This is a genomic window from Cyclobacterium xiamenense (assembly GCF_009467825.1).
GTDB lineage: Bacteria > Bacteroidota > Bacteroidia > Cytophagales > Cyclobacteriaceae > Cyclobacterium > Cyclobacterium xiamenense.
Genome location: NZ_WIOK01000002.1, coordinates 205,834 through 229,118, shown reverse-complemented (window position 1 = coordinate 229,118; position 23,285 = coordinate 205,834). Strand labels below are relative to the sequence as shown.

20 protein-coding genes are annotated in these 23,285 nt (G+C 49.0%); 9 read left to right on the top strand and 11 right to left on the bottom strand.

The window, feature by feature from the left end:
- Positions 1-30 precede the first annotated feature (30 nt).
- Both GCU44_RS02395 and GCU44_RS02390 read left to right on the top strand, forming a co-directional pair.
- Positions 31-669 carry an SCO family protein gene (locus tag GCU44_RS02395; protein WP_241684814.1) on the top strand — a complete coding sequence of 213 codons (639 nt, stop codon included), beginning with the start codon at positions 31-33 and terminating at the stop codon, positions 667-669.
- The gene (locus GCU44_RS02390; RefSeq protein WP_241684811.1) at positions 647-1,117 is read left to right on the top strand and encodes a c-type cytochrome; all 471 of its coding nucleotides are present in this window, start codon (positions 647-649) and stop codon (positions 1,115-1,117) included. Before GCU44_RS02395 ends, GCU44_RS02390 begins: the two co-directional genes overlap by 23 nt.
- Here GCU44_RS02390 and GCU44_RS02385 read toward each other — a convergent pair.
- The gene (locus GCU44_RS02385) at positions 1,101-1,532 is read right to left on the bottom strand and encodes a hypothetical protein (protein ID WP_154853282.1); all 432 of its coding nucleotides are present in this window, start codon (positions 1,530-1,532) and stop codon (positions 1,101-1,103) included. The two genes, GCU44_RS02390 and GCU44_RS02385, sit on opposite strands and share 17 nt — an antisense overlap.
- 160 nt (positions 1,533-1,692) lie before the next feature.
- On the opposite strand from GCU44_RS02385, the gene GCU44_RS02380 reads away from it, so the two are divergent.
- Positions 1,693-2,529 carry an aminotransferase class IV gene (locus tag GCU44_RS02380; protein WP_154853279.1) on the top strand — a complete coding sequence of 279 codons (837 nt, stop codon included), beginning with the start codon at positions 1,693-1,695 and terminating at the stop codon, positions 2,527-2,529.
- Positions 2,530-2,538: 9 nt separating this feature from the next.
- Here GCU44_RS02380 and GCU44_RS02375 read toward each other — a convergent pair whose 3' ends face one another.
- The 5 genes from GCU44_RS02375 to GCU44_RS02355 are packed head-to-tail and all read right to left on the bottom strand — an operon-like array spanning position 2,539 to position 9,497.
- A complete protein-coding gene (locus GCU44_RS02375) occupies positions 2,539-2,964 on the bottom strand; it encodes a hypothetical protein (RefSeq protein ID WP_154853276.1) in 426 nt (141 codons plus the stop codon).
- Positions 2,965-2,978: 14 nt separating this feature from the next.
- Positions 2,979-4,205, bottom strand: a complete 1,227-nt coding sequence (locus GCU44_RS02370; RefSeq protein WP_154853273.1) for an ABC transporter permease — start codon at positions 4,203-4,205, stop codon at positions 2,979-2,981.
- Positions 4,202-4,840 (bottom strand): ABC transporter ATP-binding protein, encoded by a 639-nt coding sequence (locus GCU44_RS02365; protein WP_154853270.1) that lies wholly within the window; start codon positions 4,838-4,840, stop codon positions 4,202-4,204. Before GCU44_RS02365 ends, GCU44_RS02370 begins: the two co-directional genes overlap by 4 nt.
- 6 nt (positions 4,841-4,846) lie before the next feature.
- Positions 4,847-6,025 (bottom strand): hybrid sensor histidine kinase/response regulator, encoded by a 1,179-nt coding sequence (locus tag GCU44_RS02360; RefSeq protein ID WP_154853427.1) that lies wholly within the window; start codon positions 6,023-6,025, stop codon positions 4,847-4,849.
- A gap of 40 nt (positions 6,026-6,065) precedes the next feature.
- The gene (locus tag GCU44_RS02355) at positions 6,066-9,497 is read right to left on the bottom strand and encodes an ATP-binding protein (protein ID WP_154853267.1); all 3,432 of its coding nucleotides are present in this window, start codon (positions 9,495-9,497) and stop codon (positions 6,066-6,068) included.
- A gap of 131 nt (positions 9,498-9,628) precedes the next feature.
- Between GCU44_RS02355 and sucD the strand changes: the two genes are divergently transcribed.
- The 5 genes from sucD to GCU44_RS02330 all read left to right on the top strand — a co-directional run bounded on the left by sucD (position 9,629) and on the right by GCU44_RS02330 (position 17,279).
- Positions 9,629-10,510 (top strand): succinate--CoA ligase subunit alpha, encoded by an 882-nt coding sequence (gene sucD / locus GCU44_RS02350; RefSeq protein WP_092175593.1) that lies wholly within the window; start codon positions 9,629-9,631, stop codon positions 10,508-10,510.
- A gap of 289 nt (positions 10,511-10,799) precedes the next feature.
- Positions 10,800-12,758 (top strand): DUF1592 domain-containing protein, encoded by a 1,959-nt coding sequence (locus tag GCU44_RS02345; RefSeq protein ID WP_154853264.1) that lies wholly within the window; start codon positions 10,800-10,802, stop codon positions 12,756-12,758.
- Between the two features lie 43 nt (positions 12,759-12,801).
- The gene (locus tag GCU44_RS02340; protein ID WP_154853261.1) at positions 12,802-14,190 is read left to right on the top strand and encodes a DUF1552 domain-containing protein; all 1,389 of its coding nucleotides are present in this window, start codon (positions 12,802-12,804) and stop codon (positions 14,188-14,190) included.
- 72 nt (positions 14,191-14,262) lie between these two features.
- Entirely contained in the window at positions 14,263-15,762 is a 1,500-nt protein-coding gene (locus GCU44_RS02335; RefSeq protein WP_241684810.1) for a c-type cytochrome domain-containing protein, read from the top strand.
- A gap of 89 nt (positions 15,763-15,851) precedes the next feature.
- The gene (locus GCU44_RS02330; protein ID WP_241684809.1) at positions 15,852-17,279 is read left to right on the top strand and encodes a PhoPQ-activated pathogenicity-related family protein; all 1,428 of its coding nucleotides are present in this window, start codon (positions 15,852-15,854) and stop codon (positions 17,277-17,279) included.
- A gap of 2 nt (positions 17,280-17,281) precedes the next feature.
- Here GCU44_RS02330 and GCU44_RS02325 read toward each other — a convergent pair whose 3' ends face one another.
- Entirely contained in the window at positions 17,282-19,417 is a 2,136-nt protein-coding gene (locus GCU44_RS02325) for an outer membrane protein assembly factor BamB family protein (RefSeq protein WP_241684808.1), read from the bottom strand.
- A 91-nt stretch (positions 19,418-19,508) separates the two neighbouring features.
- Between GCU44_RS02325 and GCU44_RS02320 the strand changes: the two genes are divergently transcribed.
- A complete protein-coding gene (locus tag GCU44_RS02320) occupies positions 19,509-20,012 on the top strand; it encodes a SixA phosphatase family protein (protein WP_154853255.1) in 504 nt (167 codons plus the stop codon).
- Here the strand turns inward: GCU44_RS02320 and GCU44_RS02315 are convergent.
- The 4 genes from GCU44_RS02315 to GCU44_RS02300 form a co-directional block, all read right to left on the bottom strand.
- A complete protein-coding gene (locus tag GCU44_RS02315) occupies positions 19,999-20,730 on the bottom strand; it encodes an SDR family NAD(P)-dependent oxidoreductase (RefSeq protein WP_154853252.1) in 732 nt (243 codons plus the stop codon). The two genes, GCU44_RS02320 and GCU44_RS02315, sit on opposite strands and share 14 nt — an antisense overlap.
- Positions 20,731-20,757: 27 nt before the next feature.
- Positions 20,758-22,128 (bottom strand): MATE family efflux transporter, encoded by a 1,371-nt coding sequence (locus tag GCU44_RS02310; RefSeq protein WP_154853249.1) that lies wholly within the window; start codon positions 22,126-22,128, stop codon positions 20,758-20,760.
- A gap of 9 nt (positions 22,129-22,137) precedes the next feature.
- Entirely contained in the window at positions 22,138-22,680 is a 543-nt protein-coding gene (locus tag GCU44_RS02305) for an NUDIX domain-containing protein (RefSeq protein WP_092175572.1), read from the bottom strand.
- Positions 22,681-22,757: 77 nt separating this feature from the next.
- The gene (locus tag GCU44_RS02300; protein WP_092175568.1) at positions 22,758-23,240 is read right to left on the bottom strand and encodes an Lrp/AsnC family transcriptional regulator; all 483 of its coding nucleotides are present in this window, start codon (positions 23,238-23,240) and stop codon (positions 22,758-22,760) included.
- Positions 23,241-23,285 lie beyond the last annotated feature (45 nt).

The window sequence follows — 23,285 nt, the reverse complement described above, 5'->3', positions numbered from 1 at the left end:
CAAAAAATGAATACACCGTTTTTTTCTGCAATGCCTATCTTGCTGCTGGTTGGTATGGCAGCTTGCCAGGATCCGTCGACCTCTGAGTCCTTGCCCATTTTGGGCAACCGCCATACCGAGGAAATCACCGTCGATGGAGTCACCCGGGTAGATACGGTCTACCATACGATCGCTGACTTTACCTTTATCAACCAGGAAGGGGAGTCGGTATCCAACGATGACGTACGGGGAAAGGTATACGTTGCCGATTTCTTTTTTACCAGCTGCCCCACCATCTGCCCCATCATGAAAAAGGAGATGTTGCGCGTATACGAAGCGTTCAAAGACGAGCCTGATTTTAAAATTCTGAGCCATACCATCGATCCCGAATACGATACGGTGGCCCTGCTGAAAGACTACGCAGCCAGACTAGGCGTGGAGAATGCCCAAACCTGGAATTTTCTAACCGGTGAACAAGAAAAAATATTCGAAATCGGCCAAACTTCCTACCTGACCACTGCCATGTCGGACAAAGACGAACCAGGCGGATACCTGCACAGCGGAGCCTTCGTGCTGATAGACCGGAAGGGACGGATACGTGGGGTATACGACGGTACCAAGGAAACGCAGGTAAACCGGCTGATAAAAGCTATTCCCAGGTTATTGAATGAATCGGATGAGGACGGCTAAACGAGCAGCTTATTGGATCTTATTGGGTACCATCCTGCATGCCTGCAGCCCGTCAGGCGAAAAACGGGACCAGGGAATCCGGGACATAGACGAGCTAAAAACCAAACAATACGCCATTGAAGGGCAACAACTGTACCTGACGTATTGCAGCAACTGCCATCAGGAAGACGGAAGCGGTTTGGCAAAACTCATCCCCCCGCTCCGCAGTTCGGATTACATGCTATCGGACATAGGCCGGACGATTCGGCTGATAAAATATGGCGTAGCAGGTGAAATGACGGTGAACGGACAGGTGTACAACCAAGCCATGCCCGGCAATCCGGGACTGACGCCACTGGAAATCGCTCAATTGTCCACCTATATCTATAATGTGTGGGGGCATAAAAAGGGTATCGTCTCCACCGAACAGGTAAATCAGGCACTCGAAAACGTCACAAGCCCCCGTTGAGCAGGGAGTCGGAACGGGTCAACGCAGATCGAATGTCCTTTTTTACCTGCTCCACCTTCTTCATTTGATCCTGCAAGTAACTCCGGATCTCTTCTTCCGTCATGCCGTCGTACTCGCTCTCGAACTGCCGCATCCACACAAACATGCCATCGTAAGCCGCCTCACAGGATCGGGCTGCTGCCCTTAGTGCCTGAACCTGCTCTCGAGTATCCACTCCGTTAGCCTCCTGTGCCAGCGCGTCTGCTTTTTCTTCCAACTTTTTTTGCCGACTTTTCAGGGTTCCAATTTCCGGCATTACCTCATCGTGGACGGCAATTACTTGCTCTTTTAACGCCACATTTTCATCTTTTTCCGCCGCACACGAAAATAGCAGTGCAAAAAATAGCACAAATAAGGGAAAAGGTCTTACTTTCATATTGAATCGTTTACGTGGTTTATTGAACACAAAAACAGCTGCCAATTGTCTCGTAAAACTGCATAAAATAACATTAAAAAAAAATGAAAAGTACCACTTTTTTATAGTAAATATGATTAATACAATGTTAAAATAAAATTAATTATTAAATAGATACAACATGAAACCATTTTGTTTTTCAACCGACCAAATCATCGATAGCCAGCAGGCACGGGTGCATCCCCTGGATATTGGCTTGATCCGAGGGTATGCCATTTTTGATTTTTTCAGAACCGTGGGCAGGCATCCCTTATTTTTGGAAGCGTACCTGAATCGTTTTACGGAATCCGCGAGAAAAGCCGGACTGGCATTGGACTACAGTCCATTGGAACTAAAGGAAATCATCTACGAATTGATAGAGAAAAATGCGCATGCTGACGGTGGAATCCGCATGGTGCTTACCGGAGGCCTGTCGCCCAACCACTTTTTACCTGCCAAAGGGCAACTCTTTATTTTCTGCGAATCCCTGCAGTTACCTGCTGAAGAGAAATACCGGAATGGCGTAAAACTTGTAAGTGTGGACTATGTCCGACCCCTCGCTGCCATCAAGACCACCAACTACACCTATCCATGTTGGCTGAGCATGGACTGGAAAGCCCAGCAGGCAGAGGACGTGGTCTACCACCACGAGGGGCGGGTTTCGGAAAGCTCTAGAAGCAATATTTTCATGGTGAAACACGGGCAATTGTACACACCCAACCGCGATATTCTTTGGGGAATTACCCGAAATAAGGTAATCGAATTGGCCGGAGATGTGAGCTTTGCCGACTTTGGGCTGGATGAACTCCTACAGGCAGACGAAGTCTTTATCAGTTCTACCACCAAGCGCATCCTGCCCATTACACAGATCGATCAGGTTCGAATCGGTACCGGCAAGCCCGGTCCGGTAACAAGAAAACTCATGGCCGATTTTTTGGCAATGGAGTTGGAAATAGCCGCTACCGCCGCATCGCGCTAGCATCCGGTATCAGGGTGAAATAAGCTGGGCATCCGTCAGGATGTACATCAGCTTCTCCGGATCCTTGGCATTCAAAACCAGGGTTCCTTTCACCTGTACCTTTTTGGAGGTGTATTTAATCGGGTCTTGCAGCATTACTTCCATGACGGTCTCCGGGCCTCCGGAACCGCAAAAAAAACATTCCGCCAGCGGGAGGGAAGAGAGAATGATGTGCTCCGGCTTGAACATGCCTTCAAACGGAATGATGTATCCATCTGCCGTGACTTCTTTCCCTTCCATTTCTTTGACTTTCTCGTCAAAAACCGGGAGGTATAGTTCGCCGAATTCATCCTCTCCAATTTCATACGTTACTTTGGAGAGGTCTTTCCATACGCTATTTTGCTGTGCCAGTCCAGGCAATGCCAAAAACGTCAATAGGATAATAAGATACTTCATAGCTTGCAATTTGTTTACTTGGTTAGTTGTGTGGCAATATCTGTCCGGTAGGCATTCCATGCCGGAATCAATGAGGCAATAATCCCCACCGCCAGGGCATAGCCCAGGATCCACCATTCACTGCTAAGGAAAACAAAGGCCGTCAGTCCGGACATCAGTCCCTGTTCGTTTACCATAACCAGTACCAGGAGAAAAAAGTGTCCGATGAGCAGCCCCGATACCGCACCCATAAACGTTAATAACAACCCTTCCATTACAATCAGAACAAATAGCTGGCCCCGGGAGGCGCCAATAGCCCGCATCACAGCAAGATGGTACTTTCTTTCTTTAAGAGAATTGTACAGCGCTATGAAAATCCCCAGCGCTGCAATGGAGACGATGACCAGGGCCAGACCTTGAATGAGGGATATGCCTACTCCCAGCAACTCAAACAGCCGGGAAATCTCAAAGGAGGGAGAGGCCGCCTGCAGGGCGGTACGGCTGTTAACAAAACGGGGCAACTGAACGGCCGCAATGGGGTTTCGATACTGCACCAATAGGGTGGTAAGCTCACGTGCCTCCTCGTCCCTGGCTTCCGGAAGCCCTGTTTTGCTAACTTCCTGCTCCATTTTATCGTGGTCGTGTTCCTCGTCGTGAGATAGCCACACCGACTCCACACTGGTGAGTATCAGTTGGTCGACCACATTCCCCCTGGCTTCCAGCACACCTACCACTACGTAGGGGTGCTCGTCGTGCTCGTGGCTGGCAGAAGCAATGCCGTGCGATCCAACAAAGGTATCGCCTACTTTCAAGTCCAGCTTTTGTGCGGCCACTTGTCCCAATACCACCTCGAAAGGTAGACGCCAGGCTTCCCCAGTCTCAAATTCCGCGCCATACAGTTCGAGGTAATCGTGGTTAGTGCCGACAATCCGGTATCCCTGGTAGTTGTCTCCCAGGCCTAGCGGAATGGTATTTTTGATAAGGCGGTTTTTGGACAACTTTCCTGCTTCTTCCAGGGGAATATTTCCGGTAGGAAAATCGATGTGGTAGACGGAGGAAAGCACCAATTGCAGCGGGCTTCCTTTGGCGCCAATGACCAGGTCAATGCCGGAGGCGTCCCGGTTCATCTTATTTTCAAACTGGTCCTGTATTAAAATTAATACCGTTATAATGGATAAGCCCAGGGCCAATAACAGAATATTCAGCCCCGTATTCCACGGTTTTGCCATCAGGTAGCTCCAGCTTAGCTTTAGCATGTTCATAGACCTTTCCGGGTAAGGGTGATACGCGTTTCAATTTCGTCTTTGATGCGTTGATCGTGGGTGACAATAAGGAGCGATGCGTTGAGTTTCTTTGCTTGTTCTTTCAGCAGGTTCACAACGATTTTGGCGTTTTCGTCGTCGAGGCTTGCCGTAGGTTCATCGGCCAGGATGATTTTGGGCTCGTTGACCAGAGCCCTTGCAATCGACACCCGCTGGGCCTCTCCTTCACTTAGGGTGTGGATGCCTGCGTTTTTTTTATCGAAGATACCCAATTCGCTTAAGATCCGGTCCACCATTCCGTCCGAGGGCTTGTTGACAAAAAACCGAGGCAAGGCGACGTTTTCTTCTACCGTCAGCGGGGAAAGGATGTGCGGCTTTTGAAAGACAATTCCAATATTTTTTCCCCGGAATTTATCCAACGTGTTTCCTTTCATGGAATACAGGGAAATGCCGTTTATCCGAACCTCGCCTTGCTGTGGGGCCAGCAGCCCACCCAGAATGTTCAGCAGGGTGGTTTTTCCACTACCGGATTTTCCAAGCACCAAAACGGCTTCGCCCCCTTTGATCTCAAAATCCGGAATAAAAAATGGTTGTTCTTTATTGTAAGCAAATTGAATAGACGTAGCGGCAATCATCAATCGTTATTTTTTTGCCGGAATTTCAAGCTTGAATTCCGTTCCCTTATTTATCTTACTCGTAAAAGAAATTTTTCCTCCAATGACTTCGATGCATTTTTTTACGATGGACAGGCCCAAACCGGAACCCTCACGTAGGCCAACGTTCTTTGCTCTAAAGAAACGGTCAAACAGCTGGGATTGTTCGCCATCGGAAATTCCAATTCCCTGATCCTTTATGGAAAGCTTGAGCACTTCGTTTTCGTGACGAACCGTAAAGGTAACCGTCCCGCCATCCTTGGAATACTTCACGGCATTGGAAAGCAGGTTTTCCAAAATCTGATACAGCAAGTCCATGTCTGAGGTGATCATTTTTGGTAGCTTATCAAAATCAGTGATAATTTTGACATCGTTTTCCACCCCGGCCTTCACCATGTCGACGACTTCGTTCAAAAAAGCAGAAGTATAAATCCGTACCGGCTTGTAGTTCATTTTATCGGCATCCGCTTTTCCAAAGAAGAGTACGCTGGTAAGCAAACTGTTGAGGTTACGCACCGAATTTTCGATTTTCGTTGCGTGCTTCACTATTTTGACCTTGAAGGGATGGTCTTTTTCGGCATAAAGCTTGAGCAACTGGGCCGAACTCAGAATGGAAGTCAGTGGGGTCTTGAATCCATGGGAAACGTTCTGCACGATACGGGATTTCAGTTCACTCAACTCCCGTTCCTTTTCGAGCGCTTTTTGCAGCTCTTTGTTGGCCTCGTTGAGATCGGCGGTACGCTTTTTGACCTTTTCCTCCAGCTCGTTATTCAAACTCTGCAGTTCCTTTTCCTTTTTGTCCTTAAAAATGGCCAACTCAATCACCATGTTCAGTTCCCGGATATTGAAGGGTTTGATGACGTAGGCGCTGGGATTGGTTACGGCTACCTTCTGTAAGGTTTCGGAATCGGAACTCGCCGTAAGGTATACTACCGGGATGTTGTATTTTTCGTTGATGATCTCCGTGGTTTTGATACCGTCCAGCTTTCCGGACAGGTTGATGTCCATCATGACAATATCCGCCCGGTTATTCTCGAGTATTTCCAGGGCCATCTCACCGGAGTCGGCCATTCCAATAATCTGGTGGTGGTTTTTTTCCAGCGCTTTTTTGAGCAAAAGTGCCGACACGGTATCGTCTTCCGTAATCAGTATTTTGAGGGAAAACATACGTTCAGAATTCGTAAAGTCACGCATTTCCATGATAGATTTAGCTGTCCAAGGGTAAGAAAATTTTTACCAGGGTACCCTTCCCCTTTTCACTCTCAAGAAGTATGGTTCCATCCAGGCGTTCGACCAGGTGCTTAGAAATAGCCAACCCGATTCCCGCTCCTTCAAATTTACGGTTAAAACCCTTACTTTCCTGTTCAAACGGATAAAACAATTTGACCAGGTAGTCTTCACTGATCCCCACTCCCTGATCCCGAACCTGCAACGCGAGCTGGTGCTCAATTTTCTCCACATGTACCTGTACCATGCCCTTCTCGGAATACTTAATCGAGTTACCAACGATATTATTAACGATTATTTCCAGGCATTTACGTTCCACATTTGCAAAAAAAGGTCTGGTGGGGAACTTTGAAGTGACTAAGATACCTTTTTTTATTCCTGCAGATTTATGTTTTACCAAAATTTTTGAAATAAAATCATTGATATTGGTTTTTTCCAATACGAAATCCACCCGGTCGGCTTCAATTTGGGAAAGATCCAATATATTGGTCATTGTTTGGAGCAGCCTTTCGCCACTTTCCCGGATAATATCCAGGTGACCAAGCAGTTCCTTATCCTCCGATCTTCGTTGGATTAGGTGTTCCGTACTACCTAATATACCGTTAAGAGGAGTTCTTAGCTCGTGACTCATGTTGGAAATGATGCTACTCTTCAGCTGACTCACCTCCTCGGCTTTTTCCTTTGCATGCTTCAGGCCCTGTTCAAATGCTTTCTTTGTCGAAATATCCCGAAATACATTGAGGTACAAGGGATTTCCGTCAAAATCCTCCTTCATTCGGGAAATAAACAACTCGATTTCCTTAGTTTTGCCCCGAAAGGGCATTTTTAATTCCCGGGTAAACCCGCTGTTGTCAATTTTCGCCAGGTCCTCGCTGATTTCATCCCGAATGGACGGATAGAACCCGGGATCGGCAAACAGGTGAGCGACGCCATAGGTTTGCAACTCCTTTTCGGTCACCGAAGCCATTTCACAAAGCACAGGGTTGGCGGCGATCACTTTCCCTCCCTTAACCGAAAGCAGCAGCCCGTCTTGAGAACTATTCCATACATTTCGAAACCGATCCTCCCGATTGGCTATCTCCTGTGTTTTCTGATGCAAGGTGTTCCGCATCCTGCCCTGGTTTTTCGCCTGCCGGTACAAGAGGCTGATTCCATAGCCCAAGGCCAACAGAAAGGCAGCAAGCAGCAATAGAAACCAAAACTGCAGGTAAAACGGAAGGTCAATTTGAAACCGATCTGAATAGACGACCTCGGATGGCGGATAGCCTGACAAACCTGCCTTTAACGCCAGCCGGTAGTCTCCCGGCGGGAGATTGTTGAATAACAATTCGTTGGTATGGGGGTTTACCAATGCTTGCCATTCCGTGTGAAGGCCTTCCAGCCAGTAATAAATGGTAAGGTCCGGGGCGTTTCGAAAACTAGCCGCGCTAAACGAACAAACAATATTGTTTAACCGAAAAGGGATTTTCAGAAACTCGGTTTCTATAGGTTTGGCATCCAATATGGCAACTTTTTCTAGAAAGACCAGGGGGCTTTCCAGCGACTCCTGATCTTCTTCCGGATAGTATACCGATACGCCGTTTTGGGTACCAATAAGAATCCTGCCCTTATCTGCTTGTGCCAGCGCACCCCTACCCACATCGTTTCCAATCAGGCCCGTTTTTTCGGTAAACACCCGAAGCCTATCCGATTCCTGTAACAGTACCCCCGAATCGGTACCCAGCCATAACTGGCCCTTTTCATCCTCCAAAAAAGCGTACACCGGGTGATCGACGGTTTGTCCATGAATGCGTGCAGGGCGCAATACGGTATCCTCAAGGCTGAAAAACCCCTTTTCCGTACCGACAAAAAGGGAGTCGTTTCGTTCCAAAAAATCGTATCCTTGCAACTTGATTGCGTTCGGATAGACCCGTAGTTCATTCGAGGAAACGGTTCCTCCCGCTACCAAAATCATCCATTTGCCATTTTTCAGCCGGCCGATTTTACGGATAAAGCCGATGGGTTTGTCCGGAGGCAAGCCAATATCGTATTCGTTTAGATCGGGTGAACTGCCAGGCGCCGGTAATCGGGCCCGGTACACCCGCTGGTCCCCGGCCACCCACAGGTGTTCCTCATCGGTCCATACGTAGGAGACCAACTGGTTTTCAGGCAGTGAAAACAAGCGCATGTCCATGGTCTCGGCATCAAAAAAACCCAACCCATGGTCATAAGCTGAAAACCACACATTGCCACGGTTATCCAAACTAAAGTTCAGCACCCGGTCCCGCCGGTCTGGAACGATTTCCGACGAGAAGAAATGCGTAACTGCGGGCGATCCCCCTCTCCAGGCCTGAATGCCGTTTTCGAAACCCACCAGGTATTTTTGCCGGCCATATAAAATCGCCGCCGAGATATCCGGCGCAGGAGCCCCCGTTTGTTCGTCAAAATTTTGAAATTTGGTGCTGGCAAGATTTGCCAATCCCCGAAACGTCCCAATCCAAATAATGCCTTCCCGGTCCACCATCGCCGTGTTTACCTGCCGGACTCTGAGTTCCTCGTACACCGACAGCACAAAACGGCGCCGGGTCTTCGTATTGAATTGATACAGGTGCGAGTTGTAATAGAAGTATACTTTCTCGTTTTTTAGAAAAAGGTCAAAGCGATCTTTGGGCCCGGTTGGCTCGTCACGGGTAATCCGATACAGCGTATCGCTCAGGCTATAGGGGTTTTCTCCCGCGTAGAGACGGTTTCGGGTTAGGAAAAAATAAGACTGGCTTCCGGGCAGGCGGGCCATTTTTACCAGCGGTTCGTCCTCAGGCCAGAAATCCATTTGCTGCTCCCGTTGAAAGCTACCAGCTGACATCCGATAGACCCCTCGCTCGAAAAGAAACAGTGTATCGTTTTCAGAGACAAAATGGGAATAGAAGTCTCCCAGCCCACTGGTCGGTAAAGCGGTGGACGGCTCGCCGGATCTTTTCTGGTGAATCACCCAATCGGGCAGTACCAGAAAAAGCTCCTTCTTTGGTCCTTGTCCCAGGGAGAAAAAAACCATGGAATCGTGATTGCCGGTAGCCATGCTATCCGTAAGCAGTGTTTCTGCTTTTTGCCAGGAATCACCGGTATGGCGATAGACCAATGGCCGACCACTTTGCTGGTATACCCAGACCTCCCCGTCCGCGTCCACGAACACGTTTTGCTCTGTGGTAAACGTTTGGCGGATGCTATCCGGGAGAAATTCGGAACGAATTCCGTCGGAAAACTTCACCCCCTGGTTAGTAGCCACCCAGATAAAGCCCTTTTGATCCTGGGCAATGGAATAAATGATATTGGGCGTTTCTCCCAGTCCTCTGATTTGCTTATTAAACTTAAACGTTTGACCGAAAACCAAATACTGACACAGGAGAAAGAAAACCAGAGGAAAGAATTTATTCATAGCTTGTCAAACTGTTCCTAAAAATATAAAAACTTATCAATAGTGTAAATTAAATTGATATTGTTTGCCATTTCTTTTTGTGATCGCCCTTTATCTTCTATTTTTGTAGCGAATTAATCAAAAGCAGACACATGAGCGTATTGGTAAATAAAAATTCCAAAGTAATCGTACAGGGATTCACTGGAACGGAAGGTTCTTTTCATGCCCAACAAATGATCGAGTACGGAACCAACCTGGTCGGTGGAGTTACTCCGGGCAAAGGAGGCAGCACTCATTTGGGTAAACCTGTGTTTAATACTGTAGAAGAAGCTGTTAAGGCCAAAGGAGCAGACACCACCATAATTTTTGTCCCGCCGGCTTTTGCGGCCGACGCCATCATGGAAGCGGCCGATGCCGGAATCAAAGTGATCATTGCCATTACAGAGGGTATCCCCGTCAAGGACATGATGAAAGCCAAACCCTATGTAAAAAAGAAGGGAGCCACCCTGATCGGACCTAACTGTCCCGGAGTCATTACCCCCGGCGAAGCCAAGGTAGGAATCATGCCTGGTTTTGTATTCAAGCCAGGAAGGGTAGGCGTGGTATCCAAATCCGGCACCCTGACATACGAAGCAGCAGATCAAATTACCAAAGCCGGCCTGGGTGTCTCTACCGCCATCGGTATTGGGGGTGATCCGATCATTGGGACATCCACTAAAGAAGCGGTGCAGCTATTGATGGAAGATCCGGAAACAGACGCCATTGTGATGATCGGAGAAATCGGCGGAAACTACGAAGCTGAAGCTGCCAAATGGATCAAAGAAAATGGCAACAAAAAACCCGTCGTAGGCTTTATTGCCGGGCAAACAGCCCCTCCTGGCCGACGAATGGGCCATGCCGGAGCGATCATCGGAGGAAAAGACGATACCGCAGCCGCCAAAATGCGGATCATGAAAGATAACGGAATCTATGTGGCCGAGTCTCCGGCTGAAATCGGAGAAGTGATGGCTAAAGCACTGGGCGTAGACGCTTAAGTAGCGCCTACCTACATTAATCAGGAAACTCTTACGGAGTTTCCTTTTTTTTGCCCGATGGAAATACCAAAAGGGCTTTTTTTACCCAACTAAACACGTCCGGGAATGAACCTGTATCTCCCGGATAACTGCCTTTCCCAACCGTACTCCCGACGCTTGCCGCTCTCCTGACCAGGAAGAAAGATGCTCCCGCATGACCATCTATCAAAATGGGATTGGAATTATTGGATATTTTTAGTTACTTTCCTCTGAAAAATTCCAAGATGCCCAAAGAATACCTATTGCTACGATGAAAGCGTGTACCTGGCTAGTTTTGTCATTCCTTAGTATTTCGACTGCCTTTTCGCAGGAAACCCTGGACTATGCCACGGAAATCATCCCCGTCCTTAAAAAGAATTGTTATTCCTGCCACAATGTAGGAAACCCTAAGGGGGGAGTAAACCTGGAACGCTACGAAGAAGAAGGACGAATCATCAAAGACGGTCAACTTTGGCTCAAGGTGGTAGATCAGGTACGAACGAAGGAAATGCCTCCTTCCAACAAACCTCCACTCAAGGAAGAAGAATACCATGTGTTGGTGGAAGGAATCAACGGAATTCTGATCAAATCCCTCGAAAAGAAAACGCCCGGTAAGGTCGTGATTCGCCGACTCAGCCATACCGAATACCAATACACGGTGCAGGATTTAATGGGGATCTCTTACGATGCGGTTAGCAGGTTTCCCGCCGATGGATCCGGAGGTGGTGGTTTTGACAATCAGGGAGGCTCGTTGTTTTTTACGCCCCTGAAAATGGAGCGGTATTACGATGCCGCAGAAGAAATTGTAACACGTGCATTCGAAGATCCCTCAAAATGGGCCAACCTCGTGCCTGTCCCCTACCAGCAAAACCTTTGGCAACGTTTTATAAACTGGCTTGCGCCAAAGTTCATGGCAGACTTCGAGCCCCTGAATCCACCGGAAAAAGCGGCAGAAAAGGTCATTTTCCCGTTTGCAAGCAAGGCTTTTCGACGCTTGATCAAAGTTGAGGAGAAAGAAAAATTCCTGGATCTTTTCGGCAAGATCTATGCGTCCATGCCGGAAAAGTCCGACCCCCTTCGCTTCGATCAATCGGTAGCGGAAGTATTCAAGGCCATTCTAATTTCCCCTTCGTTTTTATATAAAATGGAGGAGGAGCCCGTCGGCAACGAGCCGGTACCTCTGGGTGATTTTGAGCTGGCCAGCAGACTGTCCTATTTTTTATGGTCCAGCATGCCGGATGATACCTTGTTTCAACTGGCAGTGGCTGGTAAACTGCAGGACCCTCAGGTGGTGGATGCACAGGTAAAACGCATGCTTCAGGACCCCAAATCCATACGTTTTTCCGAATCATTTGTAAGCCAATGGCTGGGGATTACCCGGTTAAAAGACCCAAATGCGCCACTTGCAGATCAGGTAAAATTTCCGGAATTCACCCCTCCGATACGCGAAGCCATGTTTCGTGAGACCACGGCTTTTTTTCACCACGTGCTTACCGAAGAAAAAAATTTCCTGCACCTGATCAGCAGCGAGTATTCCTTTCTAAACGAACCCCTTGCCAGGTATTACGGAATAGCGGGTGTTTCCGGAAATGACTTCCAGAAAGTACGGCTTACCGATGGAAACCGTGGAGGGTTTCTCGGCATGGGTAGCGTGCAGGCGGTAACCTCCCTACCCACACGAACCAGCCCGGTACTTCGGGGCAAATGGGTATTGGAAGAGCTATTGGGGACGTCCCCTCCACCTCCGCCACCGGATGTGGCGGAACTTCCGGAAGACGAAGGATTGCACGAAGAACTTGGATTAAAGGCCCTTTTGGAAAAACACCGCTCCGACCCTGCCTGTCAATCCTGTCACGAGAAAATGGATCCCCTCGGCCTTGGCCTGGAAAATTTCGGTGCCGATGGCAAGTGGCGGGAAAGCTATGGCAACACCCCCATCGACCCCTCCGGTGTCCTTGCCACCGGAGAAACCTTCGATGGACCGGCCGAACTGAAACGTCTGCTATTGGAAGAAAAAGAAAAATTTGCCAGAAACCTTTCAAAAAAAGCACTTTCCTTTGCGATTGGCCGGGGGATGACATTTACAGACGAGACCGCCATTCGGGATTTGACCGCCACGCTAATGGAAAATCAATTCAATCCGGATGCATTCCTTAGCGAATTGGTGCAGAGCTATCCGTTTCGAATGAAAATCAAAGATTTTCAGAAAAAGGTAAATGAAATTGATTGAAAACCATTGACTTTACGCGTGTAAAATACGTAACTTATACATTATGAATAAAAAGTGGCACATTTCCAGAAGAAGAATGCTCAAAGGGGTCGGTGCTGCCATTGCCCTACCCTTTTTGGAGGCCATGGCATCTCCGCTTAGCCTGGGCGCAAGGTACAGCAACGATGGTTTTCCTGTTCGGTCCTCCTTTCTGTTTATGCCCAATGGGGTGCATCCCGGAAGGTGGACACCCGAAGGAATTGGCAGAGATTTCACACTTTCTCCCACCCTCAGTCCCCTTGCACACCTCAAAGACGATATTTTGGTGCTTGGCCAACTGATGAACAAGCATTCCATATTTCAGGGAGCCGATGGCCATTATGCCAAAACCGCCAATTTACTTACCTGCCTACCCATACAAAAGACAGCTGGGGACAATATAAATAGCGGGGGAATATCGATCGATCAGGTCCTCGCAAACCATTTCAATGGACAGACACTCTTTCCTTCCCTGGAATATGGTCTGGACCGGATTCAAACCGGCGTGGATATTAACGTGGGATTTACCCGCCTCTATGCCAGTAGTATTTCCTGGAAAAACGCCACCACCCCCTTGTCCAAGGAAATTGATCCGCGATTGGCCTTTGACCGGCTATTCAAATCCTTTGTGCCGGGCAACAAAGCCACCGAAAATCCCTTTAAAAGCAGTATCCTGGATGCCGTACTGGAAGATGCGAAATCGCTGAAAAATAACCTGGGTCGCTCCGATCAAGACAAGCTGGAGGAATACCTGGAATCCATCCGATCCATTGAAAAGCGAATCAACAACCCCTCCCATCTGAAGGATTTTGCCAGTAACATTACACCGGATATAAAGAAAGAATTGGTTCGGGTAAACCAAAACATCGATGAGTACGTGGAGGTCTACGGAGGTGTAGACATTACCGAAAAAACACGCCTGATGTTCGACATCATGGCGCTGGCATTTTGGAGTGATGCCAGCAGGGTGTCAACTTTCATGTTTGGCAACTCCGTAAGCAACCGTAATTTTTCCTTTTTGGAAGGGGTGAGCGGTGCCCACCATTCCCTTTCCCACCACATGAATCACCCGGAAAAACTGGAACAATACGACCGCATAACCCGCTGGCACCTCGAGCAGTATGCCTACTTCCTCGATAAGCTTAAGTCCATAAAAGAAGGAAACGGAACCTTGCTAGACAATTCGCTGGTGATGTTTGCTTCGGGCTTGCGGGATGGCAATCGGCATTCTCCACGTGATTTGCCCATCATCGTCGGCGGCCATGGAGGTAAAAAAATCAAATCAGGCCAAAACCTTATCTACGAGGAAAATACCCCCCTGGCCAATCTGTATACCAGCTGGATGCAGGCGGTGGGCGTCGAAAAAGAAACATTTGCAGACAGTACCGGAACCCTATCCTCCATCCTTGCCTGAGATTTTTAACCATTCAGCAGAAGCTTGCCGAAAAACCGACAGGAAAAACTATTTCTGTTTGCAGGATTACCTATGAATAACCAAAAACCGAAAACGCTACCCCCGGTACGATTCCTTGCCTCCTGGACTGTTGCAGGGTTTTCGCTTTTGACAGTGGCCGTCTACGGATCCCTGTATCTGGCACCGTTTTCACTGGATCCACAAAACCCCTTTTGGGTAGTTTTGGGGAGATTTCACCCCCTCGTGCTTCATTTTCCAATCGTATTGATTCTGTTGGTCACGGTGCTATTCCTTTTGGCCCTCCTAAAACCAGCATTCGTGAATCCCCTGCTCCTCCGTGGTCTGCTGGGGGCCTCGATGCTGTTTTCCTTTTTAGCTATCCTTGCCGGGTACCTACTATCCGTCTCCGAAGCCTACTCCGGCCCACTGGTGAGCAGTCATTTCTATGGTGCACTCCTTACCGGAACCTTTGTGTCCGTAACGGCTTTCCTGTACGAAGGGCAGGTTCGCTCGAAAAAAGCGCCTACCCCGCTTTTTTTTGGTTTTCTGCTCCTTACCAATGCGTCTCTGGCTTACACCAGCCATGTTGGGGGGTCGTTGACGCACGGAGAGAGCTATTTGTCCGAACCCCTGAAGGCCCTTTTGCCCGCCACAACGCCTGCGAAAACTCCGGAAGAAATGCTCCTGTACGGAGATGTGCTGGCAACGATTCTTGAAACGCGTTGTGCAAATTGCCACAACCAGAATAAGTCCAAAGGCGATCTGCTCCTCACCAGCCATACTGCCCTGCTACAAGCGGGCAAAAGCAAAAAAAAGGCGGTGATCCCAGGGGATGCAGCCGGTAGCGAACTGTTACAGCGCGTGCTTTTGCCCGAAGAGGACGACGAGCGCATGCCCCCGGACGGGAAACCGGGTCTTACCGAAACGGAAATTAGCTTGCTACACTTCTGGGTAGAATCCGGCGCCTCGGAGGAATTGCGACTGGGCCAAATAACCAACGATAGCATTTTAGCACAGCTGGAGCAACTCATGCCGGATATTCTGCGTGCGCAGCACAAAATTATAGCGGAAAAAGAAGCCTTTGAGGCAGCCCAACGCGAATTAGCGGAACTGGCATCGGAAACGGGTATCGAAATCATTCCGGACGATCTGGCAAATGGGAAGTATTTTGGGATGAAAATGAAATTCCCACCGGCATCCTTTGGCAGTGAGGAATTGCAGCAATTCTCCGGGTATTTCCCGTACTTTTCACGGGTCTCCTTGGCCTCAAGTGATGTCAGCGATGACGCCTTGTTTTTCATCGGAAAAATGAGTCAACTCCGACGCCTGGTCCTTCAAAAAACAGCGATCACTGGGGAAGGTTTGCCGTACCTGAGCGATATACCTGCGCTGGAAGAACTCAATCTTTCCTTTACCCCACTGGAAGATGGACACCTGTTGCACCTGCTTTCCTTTCCAAACCTAAAGAAAGTATACCTCTTTGGCACACCCATCAGCGAGGCCGTGATTGAAGCCTTGCGCCAACACCGCCCAGAAATGGAGATCATTTTGGAAGAAGGACCGTTTTACTAGTAGTCCTTTTCCTGTTTTACAGGTAGTTTACCTATACAATTAACTTGCTTATGCCTCGTTTAGCGAACCCTCTACAAAAACCAGCACGATTGCTGGCCTATCTTTTTTTTACCGTACTGGCGGTTCAGTGCCAACCCAAATCGGATCAGCAAACAGCCGTATCCACTACAAAGGGCATTGACCTGCTAAAGTCTTATGTAGCCAAAAACCAGGAAGCATTCACCTACGAACTGGTGCACGAACAACAGGAAGAGACCCACGCGTACTATGTTTTGAAGATGACTTCACAAAACTGGTTGGGCCAATCGGAGGTCAGTCCGACTACCTGGTGGCATTACGTGTCCTTTGTTATTCCAAAGGAACTGAAGTACGAAACTTCCCTGATGGTCATAAGCGGGGGAAGCAGTGGAACTAAATTACCGGAAAACCCGGATGAATTGATTCTTGAAGCCTCCTTACTCACCGGTTCTCCGGTAATCAAGGTTCACAACATCCCTTTCCAGCCGGTACAGTACGTGGGAGATAGCCTGGCGGAAAAACGGACGGAAGACGGTTTGATCGCCTACGGATGGCGGGAATTTATGGAGCGGGGGGCCACTGACGAAGCCGCGACATGGTTGGCGCGATTTCCGATGACGGAAGCTGTTGTTTCCGCCATGGATGCTGTCGTTGATTTCGGAAGCAAAAACCTTGACCTAAGTCTGGAAAAGTATGTAGTTGCCGGAGCCTCCAAGAGAGGCTGGACAACCTGGACCACAGCGGCAGTAGATGACCGGGTGGTTGGCATGGTGCCCATTGTCATTGATATGCTAAACTTACAACCGTCGTTTATGCACCACTGGCAAAGCTACGGTTTTTGGGCACCGGCAGTGGACGACTACACGCGGGAAGGGATCTTCGATTGGATCAATAGCCGGGAGTTTGCACGATTGCAGGAAATCGTCGAACCCTATCAATTTCTGGACGAGTACCGGGAGATCCCTAAACTGCTGATCAATGCCACCGGTGACCAGTTTTTCTTACCGGACAGTTGGAAATTTTATTGGAGCGAGCTTACGGGAGAAAAGCACCTGGCCTATATCCCCAATGCGGGACACTCCCTGGATGGATCGGACGCCATTCAGGTTATGCTTGGTTTTTATGCACAAATTTTGGCCGATCAGCAACGGCCCCAGTACAGCTGGGAGGTAACCGACGAAGCCATCCTCGTACAAACAGACCCGAACAATCCTCCGGCATCGGTCAAACTATGGGTAGCTACCAACCCCAGTAAAAGGGATTTCCGAATAGACGAGTTAGGTCCTGAATGGACATCCACCACCATTCCTCTTACAGAAAACGGCAACTACCGCATACCGCTGAGCAGTCCCGAAAAGGGCTGGACCGGACATTTTGTGGAGTTAACCTATGCCGGAGACGCTCCGCTCAAATTTACAACGGGTGTGAAGGTGCTACCGGAAACCTATGCCAACGAGCCTTTTGTGCCGAAATCGCCAAAAGGTACGCCCCTACCCTAACCTCATTCATTCAGACTAAAAGCCAGGTAATAATCTCCGGAAGGGGTGCCCATTTTGCCACCTCCGGCAGCAATGACTACGTATTGCTTGCCATCCACCGCGTACACGGCAGGAGTTGCATAGCCTCCTGCCGGTAATTTGTACTTCCACAGTTCTTCGCCGGTTTCCTTATCAAAGGCCCGGAAATATTCATCCTTAGAAGCAGCTATAAAGACCAGTCCTCCGGCAGTGACTACCGGTCCGCCGTAATTTTCGGTTCCGGTTTGGGGAATGCCCCGGGCAGTTAATTCCGGAAATTCGCCCAGCGGAACGGTCCAGGCGATACTCCCTTTGTTGAGGTCAATGGCATTCAGGGTTCCCCATGGAGGCTTGACCGCTGGGTATCCTTCCTGATCAAAAAAGCGATTGTATCCCGTCGTGGTATAGGGTACGGCGGAAAGATTGGATTCAGCACCCCGGTTATGGCTGTCCTGGATGTTATCCGGTTCCAACAAATAGTTCACCAGGGCTTCGCGGATTTCGGGCTTCAGGTGTTGAAAAGCAGGCATGCGGCCCTTTCCTTTCGCAATGATGCTACCGATCTCCTCTTTGGTCAACCGCTCCCCAACTTCCAGAAGCGAGGGAAAAGCACCCGAAGGGTCTCCGTCTCGCTGAGGCCCGTGACACATGCCGCAATGGGTAACGTACGCCGATTTCCCCAGAGAAACATTTGCTCCCAGCGTTGGAACCATGGTCAATATCCAAGGCATTTCGTTGGCATTGACGTACAAGCGTCCGGATTCCTGATCGTAGGCTGCACCACCCCATTCTCCTCCTCCATCGAATCCGGGAAAAACCACGGTGCCCTCGCTGCTTGGGGGCGTAAACGTATGCCCAAAATTAAGTCCCTGGATCCTTTCACGTACGTAAGCTTCGGCTTCCGGAGAGATGTTCGTCACCTCCTCCTCGGTAAAAACCTGTCTGGAAAATGGTGGCGGTACCAAAGGTAGGGGCTGGCTGTCCCAGACTTCCTCGCCTTCCAGGCTGGATGGAGGCACGGGGACCTCTTCGATGGGATAGATGGGCTCGCCGGTAGCCCGGTCAAACACGAATACCCTACCCGTTTTGGTGATTTGGGCCACCGCCGGAATCTCCCTGTTCTCTTTTTTGATGGTGACCAAGTTGGGTGGGGCGGGCAAATCCCGGTCCCAAACATCGTGTCGTACCGTTTGGTAATGCCAGATGCGCTCTCCGGTTTCTGCATTTAGGGCAATCAGGGAGTTGGCAAACAAGTTTTCCCCCAGTCGATTGCCACCCCAGAAATCAAAAGCAGCCGAACCCGTGGGGATGTAAACCATTCCGTTGGCTTCATCCAAACTCATGCCTGCCCAGCTATTGGCCCCGCCGGCGGACTCATGGGCTCCTTCGGGCCAGGTATCGTGACCATACTCCCCCGGCTTGGGAATGGTATGAAACACCCAGTCGATCTTACCGGTACGTACATCGAATGCGCGTATGTAACCCGGGGCAGCGTCGGAGTTTTCCGATACCCGCGTTCCCAGAATAAGTTTGTTCTTATAAATGACACCCGGTGTGGAAGAAATTACATAGCGATCACGGGCCCAATCGCCCAAACCTTCGTTCAAGGAGACCTTTCCACCGTCTCCAAACTCCGGGATCAGCTCCCCGTTTTTGGGATCCAGCGCAAATAAATACGGACCAGCAGAGTAAAACAGACGGGTTTCCTCGCCGGACTCCCAAAACATCATGCCCCGGTTGACGCTTCCTCCGATCTCAAAGGTTTTGTTGGGATCGAATTCCCAACGTTCCTTTCCGGTCGCAGCGTCTACCGCAAAGGCTTTTAATCGGGGGCTGGTTCCGTACAAAACCCCATCGATGATCAGTGGATTGCATTGAATCTGTGTGTTTCCCTTTTCACCCAAATCGCCGGTTCGGTATTCCCAGGCTAGCGCAAGTCCTTTCACCGTGGACTTGTTGATCTGATTTAGGGTCGAATACTGGGAACTGCCTTTACTTCCCAGATAAACCGGCCAATCCTCACCGGCTCCTTGATTTCCAGAGGGAGATGTTTGGCAACTCAGGAGCACACTCACTGCCATCGACCAAAACCCAAAGCTTCGCATTTTCAAAATATTCATCTAACTTAGAAAACTGGTTGCGAACAAATATATCAAATTTGATCCAGCCTGCCTTGCAGAATTTTCGGGGAATCGTTGAACGCCAATAATCATGAAAAAGCTATTGCTTGTCCGCCATGCCAAGTCCTCCTGGGACCATCCCTTACTTTCGGATCACCAACGTCCCTTAGCAGCGAGAGGGGAACGAGACGCTCCCCGGATGGCCAAACGATTGCTCGGAAACCGAATTTTTCCGGAAAAAATACTCAGCTCCGATGCGGTGCGGGCCGTGCAAACCGCCGAACGCTTTCTGGAAGAATTTGCCAGACTAGAGCCGGAATTTGAAAAAACCGGAGCGTTGTACCATGCGACTTCCGGAAACATCCTGAACTGCATCCGTCAGACACCCGACCGGATTGCCTGCTTGTTTGTTTTCGGGCACAATCCGGGCCTCACCGATTTGATAAACTCGCTGGGAGAAAGGCTGGATAACCTCCCTACCGCAGCCGTTTTCGGATTCCAGTTCCTTTGCAGCCGCTGGGAAGAAATCGGTCGAAAAAACGCTTCCTTTTGGTTGTACGATTTTCCAAAAAACCAATCGCCTAAAATTTTCTAACATCTTGCAGTACCTCTGGAAAGTCCCGAAAATGCGCTATCAAATGAAGCACCTTATCGGCGACGGACTCGGGCGAATCCAAGCTACCCTCGGTTTTGAACGATTGAAATTTTTCCAGATTGGTAAAACTATCCTTCGAAGCCGAACGGATGGCTTCTTGCATGGGTGTATCGATGATTCCCGGCGAAAGTGCATACAAGGAAAAGCCCCTGTTTTTCAGATCTGATTCGTGTTGGGCCACCGCTGTCATCTGGTTAAGGGCCGCTTTGGAGGCGCTGTACCCCGACCAACCGTCCATGACCTTGCTTGCCGCTCCTGAACTGATATTGATGATCAGTTTTTCCCCATCAAGGCGGTCGTATTGTTTCATAAATTCATTCATGAGCAAGGCGGGGGCAATCACATTTACCAGGTAAATCTGACGGATGGCTTCGGGATCAATGTATCCATTGTGGGCAATGTCTCCGATCCAGCCCGCATTGTTAATCAGACAGACCCTGTCAAATGGCCCCTCCGGGAAAATACCTGCGGTGTTCTTCAGCAAGGCTTCGGAATCGGCCAGGTCTAGCTCCAGCCCGGTAAAATTGGGCTTTGGCTCCATGAATGATCTGGCGATTCCAATTACCCGGTTTTTTGGATGTTGGATCAAGCGGTCGGCGAGTGCTTTTCCGAGGCCTTTACTTGCCCCAGTAACGATGTAACAATGGGTAGCTTGCATGAGATTGGAAATGTTTGTTTCAAAATTTCAAGCCGGACTGGATTGCTTTTGCAAGGATTGCCGGTACAGGCGCAAACTTAAGGAATGAAACCGATAAATCAGCATTATGGCCGTCAGGGTAAGCCCTGTCAACAAGCCGATCCATATACCCAGCTCGTTCCACTCCAGGTAAAAAGCCAGCACATAGCCCAGCGGCAGTCCGATCACCCAATAGGCTACCAAGGTGACGAGGGTGGGGACTTTGACATCGGAAAGACCTCTAAGCGCTCCCAGCCCCACCACTTGCAGTCCGTCGGATACCTGAAAAAAGCCGGCAATGATGAGCAGGGTGGCCGCCATCTCGATGACGGGCCGCTCGTCAATGTAGAGCAAGGGCAAGTAATTTCTAAAAAGTAAAAAAAACAGGGCAAATACAGCCATGAAAACGGCTACCATTCCGAAAATCGTAAAGCCGACCTGCCGCAACCGGGCAATGTCATTCTTTCCCAATTGGTTTCCCACGCGCACCATGGCGGCGGCCGATAAGCCCGAGGCCATCATGTAGCTCACCGAGGCCAGGTTGATGGCTATCTGATGGGCAGCGAGGGCATTTATCCCGATCCAGCCCATCATAATGGCAGCCGTGCTGAATGCGCCTACTTCAAAGACAAACTGCAATCCGGTAGGAATACCGATACGCAGCATTTTTTTAAGAATAGCAAATCGGAGATTTTTTAATTGAAAACTGCGCAACATCCGGGTATACCTACCGGAACGCGTGACGTACATGTAAATCGCAAACGCCATCAGGATACGCGATACCAGGGTAGCCCAGCCGGCTCCGTTCAATCCAAGCTCCGGAAAGCCCCACTTTCCGTAGATCAAAAGCCAGTTGAGTCCCACGTTTACCAGATTAAAGAGCACCGTGATGTACATGGCTTGTTTGGTCTGGGAAAGTCCTTCAATAAATTGCTTGTACGTTTGAAAAAACATGAAGGGAACCAGCGAAAAAGTAATGATCAATAGGTAAGGAATTGCCAAAACAACGACTTCTTCGGGTTGCCCCAGCCATTTCAATCCGGGAGAAAGTCCCAGGATAACCAAGAACAATACCAGGGAAGCAAAGCCGTTGATAACGAAGCCATGGCTCAGGTAACGGCCTATTTTACCCGTTTTACCTTCCCCATCTGCGGCGGCGACCATTGGCGTGACCGCCATCGAAATTCCAATTCCAAACATCAGGATTAGAAAAAAAATGCTATTGGCAAGTGATGCTGCAGCAAGGGGAACTGCGCCGAGCCTTCCGACCATCACGTTGTCTGCGACCCCCACCATCACCTGCCCCAACTGACTGAGCATTACGGGGTATGCCAAGGAAAAGGTGGTCGTAAAATCTTCTTTGTATGCCGAAAAGCGCATGACGTAAAATTAACTCATTTTTAATCGAATGGCCGTTTTTAGAACAGCGGCAACACTGATGCCATCGGTAATCTCGCCTTCCATCACCATTCGAAGTACATCCGCAAAAGGTAACCTGCGCACTTGCAGGTCCTCGGTGGGATCAAACTCCGTCTCACCCGGAACCAACTCTTCCGCAATAAACACAAAACCAACCTCATCGGTTACGGAATTTGATGTATGAATTTTCATCAGTTCGCTCCATTTTCCCGCCGTAAGGCCCGTTTCTTCTTTCAACTCCCGCTTGGCGCTATCCAGAACATCTTCTTCCAGAGGACCGCCCCCCATGGGAATTTCCCAGGAATATTCATCAAGGGTGTAGCGGTATTGCCCCACTATCCAGGTATGCAGCTCCCGGTCGAGTGGAACGATCGCCACGGCCCGATTTTTGAAACGAACGGTTCCATAAATCCCCCTGGATTGGGTAGGAGTGATCACCTGATGCTCTGCTACACGTATCCAGGGATTGTCGTACACCTCTTTTGTCGAGATGGTTGTCCAGGGATTTTTCATCGCTATAAAAAATTTAATTGTAATAAAAAAAGGGTGACTGACAGCCACCCTCCCTATGTATTTGGTACACTACTACGTTATGCGGGTATGGGAAGTACTTTACTGTCCTTAAAGGTAGAAAGAATCACCATGGATTGCATGGAATCTACTTCCTTGATTTCACTAACCTGCTCCAACATCAATTTCTGGTACGAATTGATATCCTTGGAAATGATCTTCAGAATAAAATCCCCGGTTCCGGTGATGTGGTGGCACTCGATTACCTCCGGAATTTCATTGATTTCCTTCATAAAGGCATCAATATTTGTTTTGTTGTGACCGATCAGACCAACCAACACGAAGGTACTCACGCCCAAGCCAATTTTTTCCGGATCCAATTTTGCGTGGTAGCTTTTGATAATCCCGGACTGCTCCAACTTTTTCACCCGCTCCAGGGTAGGTGCGGGAGATAAACCTATATCTTTTGAAAGCTGTGCATTGGTAATCTTTGCATTCGCCTGAAGAATCTCTAAAATTTTACGGTCGATTTTGTCAAATTTGACTTTTATGCTATTATCCATATTGTAAAGAATTTACCGAATTATATGTGGTACAAAGGTAATCTA